Source organism: Gimesia sp., assembly GCF_048262075.1.
Taxonomy (GTDB): Bacteria; Planctomycetota; Planctomycetia; order Planctomycetales; family Planctomycetaceae; genus Gimesia.
Map to the genome: position 1 here is coordinate 1 of NZ_JBLXFK010000013.1, position 15,513 is coordinate 15,513.

The 15,513-nt window shown below is 49.7% G+C and carries 12 protein-coding genes; 1 reads left to right on the top strand and 11 read right to left on the bottom strand.

Features of this window, described 5'->3' with window-relative positions; translation table 11 throughout:
- Positions 1-123 precede the first annotated feature (123 nt).
- From ACN0YH_RS21520 to ACN0YH_RS21555, 8 genes are all read right to left on the bottom strand, one after another.
- On the bottom strand, positions 124-951 hold the full coding sequence (locus ACN0YH_RS21520; RefSeq protein WP_417381655.1) for an ExeA family protein: 828 nt from the start codon (positions 949-951) through the stop codon (positions 124-126).
- 114 nt (positions 952-1,065) lie between these two features.
- Complete coding sequence (locus ACN0YH_RS21525) at positions 1,066-1,626, bottom strand: hypothetical protein (RefSeq protein WP_417381656.1); 561 nt, start codon at positions 1,624-1,626, stop codon at positions 1,066-1,068.
- Between the two features lie 299 nt (positions 1,627-1,925).
- On the bottom strand, positions 1,926-2,729 hold the full coding sequence (gene dapB, locus ACN0YH_RS21530) for a 4-hydroxy-tetrahydrodipicolinate reductase (protein ID WP_417381657.1): 804 nt from the start codon (positions 2,727-2,729) through the stop codon (positions 1,926-1,928).
- Positions 2,730-2,861: 132 nt separating this feature from the next.
- Positions 2,862-4,091, bottom strand: coding sequence for a tRNA epoxyqueuosine(34) reductase QueG (gene queG / locus ACN0YH_RS21535; protein WP_417381658.1), 1,230 nt, complete (start codon positions 4,089-4,091; stop codon positions 2,862-2,864).
- Positions 4,058-4,855: a phytanoyl-CoA dioxygenase family protein gene (locus tag ACN0YH_RS21540; RefSeq protein WP_417381659.1), complete on the bottom strand. Its 798-nt coding sequence runs from the start codon at positions 4,853-4,855 to the stop codon at positions 4,058-4,060. Before ACN0YH_RS21540 ends, queG begins: the two co-directional genes overlap by 34 nt.
- A gap of 185 nt (positions 4,856-5,040) precedes the next feature.
- Positions 5,041-6,228 (bottom strand): phosphoglycerate kinase, encoded by a 1,188-nt coding sequence (locus tag ACN0YH_RS21545; RefSeq protein ID WP_417381660.1) that lies wholly within the window; start codon positions 6,226-6,228, stop codon positions 5,041-5,043.
- A gap of 148 nt (positions 6,229-6,376) precedes the next feature.
- Positions 6,377-6,937 (bottom strand): ribosome recycling factor, encoded by a 561-nt coding sequence (gene frr, locus ACN0YH_RS21550; protein WP_291170328.1) that lies wholly within the window; start codon positions 6,935-6,937, stop codon positions 6,377-6,379.
- A gap of 338 nt (positions 6,938-7,275) precedes the next feature.
- Positions 7,276-7,755, bottom strand: a complete 480-nt coding sequence (locus ACN0YH_RS21555; RefSeq protein WP_417381661.1) for a CBS domain-containing protein — start codon at positions 7,753-7,755, stop codon at positions 7,276-7,278.
- Between the two features lie 452 nt (positions 7,756-8,207).
- Between ACN0YH_RS21555 and ACN0YH_RS21560 the strand changes: the two genes are divergently transcribed.
- On the top strand, positions 8,208-9,206 hold the full coding sequence (locus ACN0YH_RS21560) for an AAA family ATPase (RefSeq protein ID WP_417381662.1): 999 nt from the start codon (positions 8,208-8,210) through the stop codon (positions 9,204-9,206).
- A 122-nt stretch (positions 9,207-9,328) separates the two neighbouring features.
- On the opposite strand, the gene ACN0YH_RS21565 is transcribed toward ACN0YH_RS21560, so the two are convergent.
- From ACN0YH_RS21565 to ACN0YH_RS21575, 3 genes are all read right to left on the bottom strand, one after another.
- Positions 9,329-13,813 (bottom strand): PQQ-binding-like beta-propeller repeat protein, encoded by a 4,485-nt coding sequence (locus ACN0YH_RS21565; RefSeq protein WP_417381663.1) that lies wholly within the window; start codon positions 13,811-13,813, stop codon positions 9,329-9,331.
- A gap of 223 nt (positions 13,814-14,036) precedes the next feature.
- Entirely contained in the window at positions 14,037-14,729 is a 693-nt protein-coding gene (locus ACN0YH_RS21570) for a hypothetical protein (RefSeq protein WP_417381664.1), read from the bottom strand.
- 160 nt (positions 14,730-14,889) lie between these two features.
- The gene (locus ACN0YH_RS21575) at positions 14,890-15,495 is read right to left on the bottom strand and encodes a peroxiredoxin (protein ID WP_417381665.1); all 606 of its coding nucleotides are present in this window, start codon (positions 15,493-15,495) and stop codon (positions 14,890-14,892) included.
- Positions 15,496-15,513: the final 18 nt, after the last annotated feature.

The window sequence follows — 15,513 nt, forward strand, 5'->3', positions numbered from 1 at the left end:
TTCGCCCGGTTCAACACATGATAAATATATCCCGCTTGTGCGGCGCGTTTTGGTCGTCCCATAATCAGGGGATTCTAACGTAATCCCCCTAAACTGTCAATAAAAGGTTCCTGACACCTTTTTCTAATCCGGGATCGATGTCACCAGTTCTTCGGCGACGGCTTCCAGTACGTCGGACGTAATCAGGGACAATTCATCGGCGTAACCAACCAGCAGACCCAGGTCACACAGGCGATTGATCTTGCGCGGATTTCCCTGCGTCAGCTCAAACAGTGTTTGAAATGCCTCCGGCGCGAATACCGGTTCGCTGCGGCCTGATACCTGCAGTCGATGCTCGACGTAGTCCTGTGTTTCTTCTGCCGAAAACGATTTCAACAGACAACGCACTGCAATCCGGTTATCCAGTTGAGATGAGCGTTGCAGGTGACTGAGCAGTAACTGGTCGCCTACCAGCAGCAATGTGAAATCGATATCGGAAGTCTGCTGAAAATTGAGCAACTGATGCAGTGTTTCGAAGATCCGCTGATCGACGATCAGATGGGCTTCGTCAATGACAATAACCGGCTTGTATCCCTGTTCGCACAATAACTGCAGCTGTCGATGCAAAGCCCGGACGATGCGGTCTTTTCCAGGAACGATCGGCTCAATGCCGGCTTCTTCTGCTCCCAGTTCGACTGCCAGATATGAAATTAATTCAATCGGCGACAGTTGAGGAAAGACCAGATGTACGAACGGCTGATAAATCTCATCCAGTTGACTCTTCAGCACATGACAAAGATAGGACTTGCCCATGCCAGAACCACCCACCAGCAATCCGGCGCCTTTGCAGTTTTCAATCAGATATTCGAGCTTTAACAAGCCAGCCTGATGCGGATTGCTGTCGTAAAAAAAAGAAGCATCCATCTTTTCTTCAAAGGGACCACTTTTCAGATTCCAGTAACTCTGATACATAAACTCTATTTCCCGGGCATGTTTTAGTGTCGGGGATTTATACTGACACTCTATTGATTGATATTAGGACTAACTGAGATCAGGACGTCGATAATCCATATTGTTTATCGACGATTACTCAAGTGATTCGATTTCCCCTGTCAGCCAGGCAGCTTCAGTATCGGGGAAAACGGACTCACTCCCCGCCGACCTCCTGGGTGTCACATAAACAGGATGTTCTCCACCTACCTGATGTACCTTTCCATTGGGACCAGGCGTTTCGTACTCCTGTCCCACAGCATGATAGACCGCAGTCGCATCAGCGCCTGCTAATGCAGCCTGATCGACTGAGACGGTTTGAATCATCCCATTCCGCTGAACAGGGTCCTGCGCGTTTGGATCTGCAATTAGCTGGTCCTGCAGAGGCAATTCAACGTCCAGACCAAACTCCATGGAGAGTTCATCACTGGCCCCCAGCACGGGAGAGAGCGATTCAGACCGCTGATCTTCTTCCGGTTCTTCCAGGGACCCGAAAAATGACAATAACGCCATCATCGAAAAGACGCTCGCCAGCAGACCTGCGAAAACCTTCGTCGTCTGATTCCAACGAAACAGAAAACGGGGCTCAGACGCAGTTTTTCGTTTCGAGAAAAAATGCAGAAAACGCTTATAATTGAGAGACTTAAGCCAACTCATCACTCGTTCCTTCGAGAGCTGAATAACTTGATAATTGCAGATAAAAAAATCGATCCCTGATTATCAGAGAGGTGGTTATAAAATCACCAGTTCCCTGTCTATCTGCTCTAAAGAGACGCAGTCAGCGCTCTTCTTCTATCGGTTACAGAGTGTAGGACTCTTGACCATTTCACGGACTTGGTAAAACAGGAAGACCTGTCAATATAAGTGACTATTGCGCACGCAATTTACCAGAGCGACTCTGCATAATGATACTCGGCGCCAATGCGCCGGGCTTTGCTTCAGAAAACGGGACCCAGCTAATTCAACCCGAGTACATCCGCCATCGTATACAGACCAGGCTTCTGAGATGCCAGATATTTGGCCGCAGTCAATGCACCATAGACATAGCTGTCTCGGGTATGCCCGCGCACGGTCAAGTCAATCGTTTCCCCCATCATGCCGAATACAATGGTATGCTCGCCGACATTATCACCGGTGCGTAAAGCATGGTAGCCAATCTCGCAAACAGGCCGTGGTCCCGGACGTCCGGCTCGTCCATGAACGTGCTCTGTCTGGCCCATTTCATCGGCGACGATTTCTCCGAAATGTAACGCGGTGCCGCTGGGCGCATCTTCTTTAAACCGGTGATGACGTTCGATGATTTCCACGTCGACTCCTCCCGGCGAATTTTTCAGCGAATGCGAGGCTTCGCGGACCAGTTTCATCATCAGGTTCACCGCCAGGCTCATATTGGGTGCCAATATCAGAGGCGTGGTCTGTGATGCCGTCAAAACTTCATTCCGCTGTTCTGGGGTCAGACCTGTTGTCGCTGCGACCAGACCAATCTGCCGTTCGGCACAGATCCCGGCAATTTTAATCAGACCGGCAGGCAGGGAGAAATCGATGATCACATCCACTCGATCCTTCAGTTCCGACTGAATCTCGATCCCAATGGGGCCGATGCCTGCCACTTCGCCCGCATCTTTACCCAGTGCGGGTGAATTCTCCGATTCTAATGCGGCTCCCAACCGTAAATTAGGATCCTGATAAACCAGAACTGCCACACGCTGACCCATTCGACCAGCGGCTCCATTCACTCCGACAAGAAGTTGATCGCCCATCTCTTACTCCCATGATATTTACTATTTGATGCATCTGTTCGTCTGATTGATTATCGCTGCTTCTGATGATCGTAATAAACGAACTCCATTTTTTCCATTAGAGCCTGAAACTTTCCCCAGGCATTTTCTACTTTAGTTATTTTGAGTTTCGATTTCTGAAATCGCCTGTTGCAGTTCCTGCCTGACGCTTGAATCCAGTTCGACAGTTAATTGTGTTTCCAGAGATGCCAGCGTCTCTGATTCTCCCAGTTTTCCCAGTGCCCAGGCGGCCGCCCCTCGTATTAAAGGCTCTGAATCACCGAGTACTTTTTTCAAAGCAGGCACGGCACTCAGATCACCTCGGTTGCCCAGCACTAGGGCTGCATTACGCAATAAACCAGCTCTGCCTGAGCGAGACATGGGGGTACTCTGAAATCGTTCCTGATATTCAGAGTCATCCAGCGTCAATAATTCACAGGCATCCAGGGGTGAATACGTTTCCACAGGCTGAAATGCCACTTCGTGACTCAGCGGAGTTTTGCGATTCCACGGACAGACATCCTGACAGACATCACACCCAAATGCCCAGTCCTGCAGACCGGGTCGTAACTCGCGGGGAATCGGCTGATCGCGTAATTCAATGGTCAGGTAAGAAATACACTTCCGCGCATCCAGCGTCCCCTCTTCCACAAAGGCATCGGTGGGACACGCATCCAGACAACGAGTGCAGGTGCCACAATGTGAAGACTGATGGGGCTCATCATAATCTAATTCATCGCTCAGCAGCATCCCTGCCAGGAAAAACCAGCTCCCCTCGGTTTTATTAAGCAGCAGCGTATTTTTTCCAATCCAGCCCAGGCCGGCCAACTGTGCGAAATCCCGTTCCAGCAGGGGAGCAGTATCAACGACTCCCCGCGTTTCACAATCCGGAAACTCCTCCCGAATCAGGCGTGAGAGCTGCTTCAGTTTTTTCCGGATCACTTTATGATAATCAGTGGTCCCCCAGGCATAACGCGAGACCCGTGCCTCCGTTCCCGTGACCGGCGAGGGTTCTTCCGTCCGGTAATTTAACGTCAACATCAGCACGCTGCGCACGGAACTCATCACATGCTCGGGATGCTGATACGCGTCTTTGCGGCGTTCGAGATAACTCATTTCACCTGCATAGCCCTGATTCAACCATTTCAAAAAATGGTGATAGCCGGCAGGAGTGATCGCCGGAGCCAGGCCGGCCAGATCGAAGCCACAATCAAAGGCCATCTGTTTGATCAAAGCAGATTTTCGACTTCGATCATCGGTTGTGGAACCAGTTGCTTCTCCCATAGTTTTCTCAAATGCCGACTTATTTTTCAAAGCGAGGGATGGGCCTGCATCTGCTCCCATTGAGCACGCCCCACGCGCAGCACATCAGCGTCATCGCGTTTTTCCAGAGACGTATAACGGGGATGCCGCGATTCTTTATAGGGATCGTTATGGCGCGTATTGTAACAGCAGATAAAACCCCACCGTGGATGTTCGCTCTTATTCTGATCAGAACGATGCAGCAGATTGGAATGAAAAAAGATGGCAGACCCCGCTTCCAGGGTACAGTAGAACAATTCCATCCGCTCAAGTGCTGCCTGAACCCGTTCCGGATCGGCGCCGGTCTGATCGCCGACTTTTCCATGATCGATGCGACCCAGCAGATGACTTCCCCGCAGTACCTGTAAACAGCCATTTTCCACCGTCGCACGATCAACGGCGATCATACAACTGCCCATATCAGGAGACAGACAGCCATTGTTGTACCAGTAGCCATAATCCTGGTGCCAGGCCCAGGCGCCGCCGACTTTCGCTTCCTTCTGAATCATCTTGTGGTGATAGTGATAGACTTCGTCTCCCAGCAATGCTTCCATGCGGTCCACAACACGATGACAGGATGCAATGGCACCATAGATATCGTCGCCGACTTCATTTTCGACATTCAGCTTGACTGCGCCCCCTTCGCCATCGGCACGACTGAAGGTCGCCTGCTGCATGGCCAGATCGGCTCGACCAATCTGGCCTAACAGAGTCACTTCTTCCTGACTGAAGAGCCCCTCCACAATCAGAAATCCATCCTGTTGAAACGCAGTCAAGTGCTCTGCAGAGATTAATTCTGTGTTCATAATTCATATCCCATCACTCTATAAAAAGCTTCTTACAGGACTCGAACAAACAGGGAACTCTTAAACCAATGTCACCAGTTTAACGGACTTTCACCGAAGTTTCGAGGAAATGCTGCTCCCGAACTGAAAACACAGCCCGCCAGAGGACGGACTGTGCATTGTATTGTGCTTCAATCTGGACCGAATCAGGCTTCGTCCAGCAGATTGACGGCGGCGAATTCCTGACCTTCCAACATGGCCAGGCTGGCACCACCGCCGGTGCTGACATGCGAAACCTGGTCGGCAAATCCCAGTTGTTGAATCGCGGCGGCACTGTCTCCCCCGCCAATAATGCTGGTCGAGTCGCTATCGGCGATCGCCTGGGCAACCGCTTTGGTTCCCGCGTCAAACGGGGTCATTTCGAACACGCCCATGGGACCGTTCCAGACAACTGTTTTCGCTGACTTAACTGTTTCCGCGTAGATTTTAGCGGTCTCAGGACCGATATCCAGACCTTCAAAGCCATCAGCAATCTCGCCTGCTTTCACAACCTGTTTGTTACAGTTGCTGTTGAAGTCATCTCCACAGTGCGTATCGACCGGCAGCATCAGTTTATCGCCTCCCTTGGCTATTAACTCTTTCGCAAGTTCGACTTTGTCTTTCTCAACCAGACTGTCGCCAACTTTTCCGCCCTGAGCCAGCGAGAACGTATAAGCCATCGCGCCGCCAATCAGCACTTTATCACAGATTCCCAGCAGGTTATCGATGACTTTGATTTTGTCGGAAACTTTTGCGCCTCCCAGAATCGCGACGAAGGGTCGCTCGGGCTTGGCAATCACGTCGGTCAGATATTGAATTTCCTTGGCAACCAGGAAGCCCACAACCTTGGGTTTGCCAGCCATCGCTTCGGGAACAGCCACCATGGAAGCGTCGGTTCTGTGGCAGGTTCCAAAAGCATCGTTACAGTAAATATCCGCGAAAGCAGCCAGTTCACCCGCAAATGCAGCGTCCCCTTTTTTCTCCCCGGCATTGAACCGCAGATTTTCCAGAATCAATACCTGGCCATCCTCTAGTGCAGCCACTTTCGCTTTCGCATCTTCGCCGACCGTATCAGTTGCGAAGGCCACATCCTGCCCCAGCAGTTCACCCAGGCAGTCCGCTGTTGGCTTCAGGCTGTATTTGGAATCACTGGCTTCTCCCGTAGGACGTCCGAGATGGCTCATCAGAATCAATCGCCCGCCACGGTCAATGACCGACTTAATTGAAGGCAACGCCATACGAACCCGACGATCATCGGTAATCTTGAGCTCATCATTCAATGGTACATTGAAATCCACACGCATTAATACGGTTTTGCCTGCAACGTCTACGTTTTCAATTGTCTTCTTTGCCATGGAAACTTGAACCAGTCTCTTATCTTACAGAATTTGAATAGTTGGGTATTGAGAATGAGCGCCTCAATGTTGACTCAAGGTACTCCTGAATTAAAAATTTGTTCGCTCTCATGAGAGCGAACAGCAGCAAAAGAGAGTGTCGGGAAGATTATTCGTCCATCACATCTTTCTCTTTCGCATCCGCCATACTGTTGACTTTACCTTCGAACTTTTTGGTCAGTTCCTGAACCTGGTCTTTGGTATCGTCACGTTCATCTTCGCCCATGACTTTGTCTTTTTCTGACTGATCAGCGTGTTTATTGGCATCACGGCGAATATTTCGGATCGAAATCCGGGCTTCTTCCGCCAGCTCTTTGACACGCGACACCATCTGCCGACGTCGTTCTGTAGACAAAGGCGGTATATTCAACCGCACGACACGCCCGTCTGTATTGGGAGCCAGACCCATATCACTGGCTGTAATCGCTTTGGCAATTTCTCCCACCATTCCTGCATCGAAGGGGCGAATCAGAATCTGCTGCGGTTCCGGCACACTGACATTGGCCATCTGCTTTAAAGGGGTCGGAGAGCCGTAATAGTCAACCCGGACGGAATCGACCAGACCTGGAGTCGCGCGCCCAGTTCGAATGCCCTGCAATTGTCCCTGGAACACGTGAACCGCTTTGTCCATTCTCTCTTCCGCGTCGAGTAAAATTTCTGCCTGGTCCATGCTGCAAGTCCTTCGAATAGATAGCTTTACCTGAGTAGATTCGTCAAATAATCATTGAAATGCCGTTTCGAGCGTCAGAGCACATCACAGTTAACCAGAGCGTCTCTTTATCGAATATACTCGGGCCAAACAGCCCTGGAGACGCGACAGTAAAACTGGACACAATCTAGTTCAGGCAGTTGGCCTGTGCTACACCTGAAAACGGAAGTGGGACTGATTTTAGTTGACCGGCTGATAAAATCAAACCGACAAGCACGAGAAAAACCAGCTGAATCAGGTCCAGCTGGTTTTTCTTAGAAATTTACTTTCAGTATTTCCCTGTTACATCAGTTAAGTGCTCAGGAAATCGGAGATTCTTCTCGGTTCATAATTCCGCTTAGATACAGCAGGTTTTTCTCCTGGGGTATATTCGTACGGAATTGCAGGCTCTTATTACCGGCCTGTAACAGATCGCGACGACTGATTTGTCCCAGTAAAGTTCGATCCTCGCTCACCACAGGTAATCTGCGGGTCGGGGTACTGAGAAAAATCTGGGCGATAGTCAGCATATCCGTCTCTTCCGAAATACAACGGGCTTCGGTATCCATGAATGGAAAGATCTGCGATGAAGGAAGTTGCTCATAACTGGCTTTCACCAGCACATCCATGCAACATTTTTCAGAAAACACACCGAGAATCCGATGATCTGCGTCCAGAACGGGTGCCCCTGAAATTCGATGATGCAGCAGCATGCCTATTGCTTCAAGAACATCCATATCCGGAGTTAATGTGATTAACTTCGTAACCATAATGTCCTTAGCGAGAATTGGTTTATCCATCGCTCCTCCCCCCCTTCTAAATTGGCGTTTAGAAACACAAGATAAATGAGACACACTTCGAAAGAAATGAATTCCAAACTGCTGAGGACGTGCGCACTCACTTCAGATATGTAATAACGCGACTGCGTCATAGTTTATATGTGTGGGAAACCCGTTTATTCTATCAATCACAAAACCGATACACAAAAACATTTCTACTGATCACCTACTGGTTCACTATTTTTAAGCAGCGGTATCCTCTTCTGAATCAAGCACTTAAAGAATTCCTCAAAAATACTTTCTGTTGAGCGGCTACCTAATTTGCCACTCATCTTTGAAGAGAGGGAAGACCAGACTTATCAGAAACGATAGGAGACGCCTATAATCAGGACTGTATATCATTGAGGTGGCCTAAGCTTCTGTATCCGCTTCACATACAACACTGACTGTCTAAAAGAATAGAAATTGATCAAATGTCGCGCAGAGTGGAAATTGACGGAGTAGGACTGCACCTGGGACGTGCTGACCAGACAACCAGTGACTGGATCGGTCAACACGAAGCGTTAAAGCAACTCCTGGCCTGCTGGCTGGTGATTGACGAAAAAGACATGCCTCTGACGCCGCGCCTCGTGGGAACACCGGGTATCGGCAAAACGTCTCTCGCCATCGCAGGCGCGCGCACACGAGACCAGGAGCTTTACATCTATCAATGCACGGCTGATACCAGACCCGAAGACTTGCTGGTAACACCCGTACTGGCTGAGAGTGGGAAGATCGCCTACCACGCTTCCCCCCTGGTCACTGCGATGATTCGCGGCGCGATCTGTGTACTGGATGAAGGCAACCGCATGAATGAAAAGTCATGGGCGAGCCTGGCACCGCTGCTGGATCACCGCCGCTATGTCGAATCTATCGTGGCCGGTGTGACCATTCCGGCCCACCCGGAATTCCGCTGTGCCGTCACGATGAACGAAGATGAATCGACTTTCGAAATTCCTGATTATATCCTGAGCCGACTGCAGCCCAGCATTACCCTCGAGCATCCAAATCGGGAAGATGAAAAAATGATTCTACATTATCATCTCCCTTTTGCTAACGAACACATGCTTGATTTGACGGTTGACTTTCTGCAGCAATCCCACAGTCTGAAACTGGATTTCTCGACACGCGATGGCATTAACGTGCTTCGACTGGCATTAAAACGTGCAGCCCAGGACAAGGATCATCCACTCAGTAAAGATGCCATCTGGCTGGAAGCACTCAAAGCCTGCCTGGGGGATGATGCCCTCGATCTGGAATCACTGTCCGAAAAGCGCACACAGAACCTGGGCGGAAATATGATGCCGATGGGGCTGGGTGATTTCTTCTTTGCCCCGGATAACCCGTTACATCCCGATCGTGATGAGGACGATGATTTCGACGGCATGGATTACGATGATGACGACGACGACGAGGACCAGGACCAGTACTAGAGCGCATTACATTTAAGCATAGCGTCTCTCGATCTATTATACTCGGTTCAAATGGACCTGGAGACGCTACAGTAAAACGGGACACAGTCTAAAGAAGATCCACCGGGCAGAAGCCTGACGTGCTACGGTTTTTTCGCTGCCAGAGGCGGCTCTTCAAAACTGAGTCGAATCTGAAATGGTTCGATAAGAATATTATTCTGTTCGAGATCCGGGACTACCCAGACCCGCAAACGATTACTGGTCGTTGTCTCCTTGAGAACGACCTCCCCATTCCTCAAGTCCACCACCTGCAAATCCACCTGTGTTCCATTGGTAGAGGTCGCTCCTCTGATTCTCCGAATACCAAAGGTAATCACTGGTAAATCTAAAAACTGCGAAAAATCAATCCCCTGTGTTTCCAGAGGCAGTGACCACATTATATTTCCCGTCTGACGGTCTATGGAATAAACCATCCCATTAAACAGATATGATGTCAGGCTCAACGATCGAAATACCACTCGGTTCCTGCTGGCATCCACTCTGTCCCGGGCGATATAAGGCAGGCTGACAAATACCAGATATTGACGTGAATTCCTGAGTACGAGCAGGTTGATCATCTTGGATGCAGGCTGCCCCTTCACTTCAAATTTCTGTTCCCCCGTCATTAAATCCAGAAATGCAATCGTCCCATCGGGATGCATCATGACAATTTCATAATTCTGTCCCAGCGTATAAGTTGAATTCTCGCTCAGCTTCTGACTCCAGATTTCCTCATCATTTGTCAGATTCTTCAGATGCAGGAGCCGGGTTTTGTCTTCTTGTACCGTCAAGGTGAGCAGATAGCGTTCGAAAGCAAAGATCGGCGACTCCCCCTGCTCCAGCTTGAACGTGTTAATCATCTCCCCGTTCTGACCACTTAAAACAACATAACGCTGCTCAGCCTGTGCCTGGCTCGCAATGACAATCACATGTTCTGCATCACCATAATGCCTGCTGCTGATTCCGAATCCCGGTTGTTTCCATAAGATCTCCCCCGTCAGCAGATCAGCGGCGATCAGATCTGAACCGACCTGGTAACAGATAAACTCCTCGTTGATTGTCCCGATTCGCCCCAATAATTCACGATCCATGTTTCGCGTAAGATACTCGCGCAACACGGGGGCCACCCCGGTACGCTCAATGGAAATATAATCTCGCACACTGGGTGGACCGGTCATGAGGCGCTGTTTCCATAACAGCAGAGGCCGGTCTTCTGAATCGCGATTCAAGGTATCCAGTACAAAGAATTCGGAACCAAAATTGACCACGAGATACTGTTGAAACACACGCGCAGAAAAATAAGGCTGCTGGGGAACTTCAATCTCGGCTTGCATAAGGGAGAACGACCATTGCTGTTGCCCCTGACCATCATAAGCAAAGAGCCACTCTTTCGCTGGCCCCACTTCCAGTCGATAGTTGTTGAATAACGCATTGGACAGGCCAATGATCTCAACCGTCAGTGAAGTATTCTGCCCCTTGCCTTGCTCTCCTCGATAGACCTGTACTGTCTGCTCCTGCCAGGGTAACGCCTTCTGTGCCTGCCTTGACTTCAGTTGTGATTCCCATTGTTCAGCCAGTTGGGAAGCGGTTTTACCATCCAGGCAGACTACGTCCGGCCAGCGCGTACGCAACGCTTCAATATATTCTTCAGCTTGAGCATATCGCTGCGCGGAGAGATAAATCTCTGTCAGCTTTGCGGTCGCGTAGGCCGCCACAACAGACTGCTTCGAAGCACGTAGCTGCTCCAGGTGCCGCATCAGACAGCTCTGTAAATAAGCCTGTTCTTCTTCGCCTGCAGAATCAATCTCCTGTTCCAGCCGGGCGACAAGCAGCATGCGGGCCTGCTGCGTTTCAGGCAGGTTTCCACAACATTGCAGAAATCGTTCCAGGGCAATACGATCAGCCTGGACCAGTTTTTCTGAATAATATCGGGAAAGGAATTCTGCAATCTGCTTTCGATCTTCCACGGAGGATCGCAGCGTGAGCAGTTCCAGTTGGGATCGTATCCAGCGATCGGTGCGGACAAATCCTCCCCCTTTTACTGGCACTGATTCCATCAGGCCTTTCAGTTCGGACAGTCTGAGATAATTCAGAAGAGCCGCCTGTAGATTTCCACGCTGCTGATAATTCACTGCCTGTATCTGAAAGAATCTCTTTCGCTGTCCTTCGTCTACCAGCAAACTTTCCATCTTGGAAATCAACTTTTCATTTGTTGTAAAATCATGATCCAGGCTTTCCAGAAAAATATCTGCATACACCCGCCGGGCACGCAGTGTCGGTTTAATCTGAAGCGACTGACCTATTAATTGCATCGCCTGTGATACATCGCCGGCAAACAGCTTCAACTCTCCCTTCAACAACCGCGCAATCGCCTGGTCTTCTGGCTGCTCTGACTGACTCGCCTGTCGAATCTGTTCTTCGATCGCTGTGACTGACTGGAAACCGACCACTTCGGACTCATTCTGTGATACCAGCATCCCTCCGGCCGCAGCCAGGTTCCCAGGCAACGCTTCCGTATCCACTCGTGTCCTGGCCAGGACCAAACCATCCTCAAGACGTATACTCAATATTTCTCCCGTCTCAACAGGTTGGTAATAGGTATCCTTTACCACTATTCCCCGACCACTGGGTGATCCGATGGGCTGAGGCTTAGGCCAGGCCAGGGAGCCATCGCTCAGCTTTAACGCTTCGATCTGATCATTTCCAACAAGGAGAATTTTTCCGTCATGAATTGCCGCTATAAACAGATTATCTCGTCTGGGACGCGACCAGATCAAATGCCCATCGAATAGATCCAGGCATTGCAGTGTCTGAGATTTTCTTGATTCGATTAAGACGCGGTCCCCGATAATCACGGGAGTGAACTCAGCCCATCCTTCCGAGTTAGCATCAGAATCGCGGGCAAAAGCGGCAAACATGGAGATCTCTTTGCCGCCCGTATCGACATGTCTCCAAAGTAACTTATGCTGAGTAAGATCAATGCCAACCGTGGAACCGGAACCCGTGGGACAGACCAGTACTCCATGAGCAGCAGACGGACTCAATCCCATCCTGCGGCGAATATGATCCAGAGGACGACGATCTGTTGTATAATCGCGGGCAATGGGATAATCACTCCGATACAATGACTGTGTCCAGATCGTTTGTCCCGTCGCTGCATCCAGAACCAGCAGTCGAAATTCGCGTCCTTCCTCTGCCAGGCAATATAATTTCCCATCAAGTGGTAAAGGAGCCCCTAGAAAATAATGCCCCGAATAGTTAATCGGATTCTGCAGCCGTGGACCTCCCAGTTCCCATACAAACTTACCGGTATCCGCCTCAAATGCCAGCAGCCGATTAAACGAGTTAGGAACGAGTACATTCTCACGATCAAGCCTGCTGAAATGATAAAATCCGGCAATGAAGCCCACATTTTCCACACAGAAGACAAGTTTACCATCAGTACTTAAATGCCCTGCCGTGTAATCCTGCCAGGCGCGTTGAGTCAGATATTTTTCCAGCGGCGTCTGTGGTGTCCCCAGAAATTCTTCATCCCGGTTCTGAGGATCTTTGAGCAATTCCTGATACAACTCATCTGAAAGGGTTGTCTCCCAGCTTAATTTGCCCGTCTTCAATGAAACCGCTTTGAGATTACGATGTGTCCTGAAAATCACCTGATCTCGAATGATCAGAGGACTGGCAGCCGGTAAAACGCCTGCTAAATTTTTTCGGCGATGCTCCCCCAGCTTGAGCAGCATTTCTTCAACCGGTGGAGGATCCTTGAGAAGCTGCAGAAAGGGATCTTGAATCGTAGAAAATTCCCAGAGGGGTTTCGCAGAGGGAACTGCAAATTCCGCAGACGCGGTACGGGCAGGACTGCCACGGTACATGGTCCAGTTACCCTGCTCACGCGCGACGCGTAGATCCAGCCTGCCTGTCAGCCGGGATAACCACTCTACCGGATTTTCATCTGCCGTGAAAAGTGGAACTTTTGTGCCATTGGGAAACTGGTAAACGGGCTCATCCGTCATACGTGAAAGCTGCATCAGTGCCTGTCGACATTTTCCCAGGTTCCCCAGATGAAACCAGGCAATCGCCAGTTTAAACGTCAGATGTGGTTCTTTGGAAAGCGCCAGTTCATGCTGCGTACTGAGCATCTCCCAGATTTGCGTTGCTGCCAGGAAATCCCCGCGTTCGAAGTAATATCCCCCCAGCGCATAAGCTGCCTCTGCACCTGCTTTTGTAAAGAAATAGCGACGCACAATTTCGTGTAGAAGATTGTTATCATCCAGGGCTTCTGCCTGTTGCAGCATCTGATCGGCAGCGGGACCATATTGCAGAGAATAATAACGCCTGCCGGCATCAGGGAGCGTTGCAATCAACTGATGAGCAGCCTCTTTCAGACTCACAAAACCTTTGATCGAATCATTCGCCAGGTAATCTTCCGGAGCATCCAGAATGGACTGCAGTTCGGGTACAGCGACCGGATACTTTTGCTCGCTCAGCAGTTGCTTCGCATCCTGATAACTTTTGGAGTAAAGACGACTGGTAGGAAAGAGCGCATGCGGATCACCCTCTAAGATTCCATCTCCAACCCCATCATTTCGCATAGGTTGCGCAGGACAGGAAACACTGAAAATGAGGCATTGCACCAGAACCATCGTCAGTACAACAATGTATTGAGGGCACCGTTTATGAAGTCGAATTGCTAATAATTGAGAAACCATAGGCAAATGCAGGAATTCCACTTTCCATAAATCTGATTTAAAAACAACTCAGGTCCCGGGCGTGCATCGAAACCAGTGGTCCCACCTGAAATAGATTCCAAACGCGTTAATCAACAATCAGTCTCGTATCTGCAATGACTTCCCTGATTTCTTCCGGTTTTAACTGGCCTGACTGCCAGGCACGGTTTGCTATTACAACACCTTCCCACATCATTACATTCACACTTGCGTCCTGCTTGATACTGTAACCCGGCGGGCCGTCTGTCCCTGCAAACACGGTTAATGGAACATGCTCAATCTGGTGATCACTGGCCATTTTCTCCAGATCCATTTTTGCCTCCGCGGGTGAATCAGTCAGCATCACAACAAAAGCAGCCAGTTTCTCATCCTGATGCGTGGCGACTTCCGAATCAATTTTCTTAATCAACATTGTTGTCGGCCCATCAAATTCTCTGACAAAGATCCCCACAACGGGACGCTCACCATACAGGCAGCGATAACATAATGTCTTCCCTTTATTGGGACCGGTTACATCAGACACTTCAAACGGCATTGGAATCGCACCGATCTCCATGCCCGACTGATAAGCCACCCGTTCCGTTTTAGTCCGATCAGAATCACTCTCAGCATCTTCTGCTTCAGAAATAGCTGCGGTAGTGCGTTCCGAATCTTTCTCAGAGACACGGGCCTGTGACCGGGTCGTCTGACCGGATTCTTCACAACCTGTCCCCCACATCAGCCCCCAGAGAGAAATCAGCATGACAACCGATTGAATTCCGGTTACACGGACAGCATGCACTATTCAATCCTTCCTCGTTGATGATAAGAACTACCTCACCCGCAGCATCAATTGTACGTCGGCACTCCATTGGCTGTCGAGTACGAAAGATGCTTTTTGCGGATGAGTCGCGAGTCTGAGCTTCAGTGATTTTCAACTCACTGTTTAAGCAAATCCATGATCAGGATTTCAGCTGGTTGACCACTTCCAATATCGCTTTACTGTCGTCAGCAGCTTTGACTTTGGTATTTTTCATCACAACCTTGCCATTTTTGTCAATCACAAAAGTCCAGCGTGCAGCAGTCACACCGCGCGTTAAGGTTTCTTCCTTACCATCAATCGTGCGTTTGATCGACCCACCTGCTTTCAGAGGCACACCAAACTTTTTGGCTACGCCGCCATCTTCATCAGCCAGCAGAGTGAAATTCAAATCATGCTCTTTTTTGAAGAGCTGATGATTGCGGACGGAATCACCACTGACGCCAATCACTTCCACATTATCCCCCTGCAGCGTTTTCATATCATCGCGAAAACCACATGCCTGCTTGGTACAACCGCCCGTTAAATCAGCAGGGTAGAAATAGACGACCAGTATTTTCTTGCCAACATAGTCAGTGGATTTCCAGCCTTTGCCCTGATCATCCTTCGCGGTAAAAGCGGGTGCATTGTCACCCACTTCCAGTTTACCGGGGGGGGCATTTAACTGACCAAAAGCATCCGCAGTCAAACTGCACATGCAGGCAATACTCAACATCGAACCGAGGAATTCACGATACGAAAACTTCATGTCATTCACCTTGTCTAA

Bases quoted from the DNA above. Each gene is read 5' to 3' on its own strand.
- ACN0YH_RS21520 (WP_417381655.1), bottom strand. From the start codon at position 951: ATGTATCAGAGTTACTGGAATCTGAAAAGTGGTCCCTTTGAAGAAAAG.
- ACN0YH_RS21525 (WP_417381656.1), bottom strand. From the start codon at position 1,626: ATGAGTTGGCTTAAGTCTCTCAATTATAAGCGTTTTCTGCATTTTTTC.
- dapB (WP_417381657.1), bottom strand. From the start codon at position 2,729: ATGGGCGATCAACTTCTTGTCGGAGTGAATGGAGCCGCTGGTCGAATG.
- queG (WP_417381658.1), bottom strand. From the start codon at position 4,091: ATGGGAGCAGATGCAGGCCCATCCCTCGCTTTGAAAAATAAGTCGGCA.
- ACN0YH_RS21540 (WP_417381659.1), bottom strand. From the start codon at position 4,855: ATGAACACAGAATTAATCTCTGCAGAGCACTTGACTGCGTTTCAACAG.
- ACN0YH_RS21545 (WP_417381660.1), bottom strand. From the start codon at position 6,228: ATGGCAAAGAAGACAATTGAAAACGTAGACGTTGCAGGCAAAACCGTA.
- frr (WP_291170328.1), bottom strand. From the start codon at position 6,937: ATGGACCAGGCAGAAATTTTACTCGACGCGGAAGAGAGAATGGACAAA.
- ACN0YH_RS21555 (WP_417381661.1), bottom strand. From the start codon at position 7,755: ATGGATAAACCAATTCTCGCTAAGGACATTATGGTTACGAAGTTAATC.
- ACN0YH_RS21560 (WP_417381662.1), top strand. From the start codon at position 8,208: ATGTCGCGCAGAGTGGAAATTGACGGAGTAGGACTGCACCTGGGACGT.
- ACN0YH_RS21565 (WP_417381663.1), bottom strand. From the start codon at position 13,813: ATGCGAAATGATGGGGTTGGAGATGGAATCTTAGAGGGTGATCCGCAT.
- ACN0YH_RS21575 (WP_417381665.1), bottom strand. From the start codon at position 15,495: ATGAAGTTTTCGTATCGTGAATTCCTCGGTTCGATGTTGAGTATTGCC.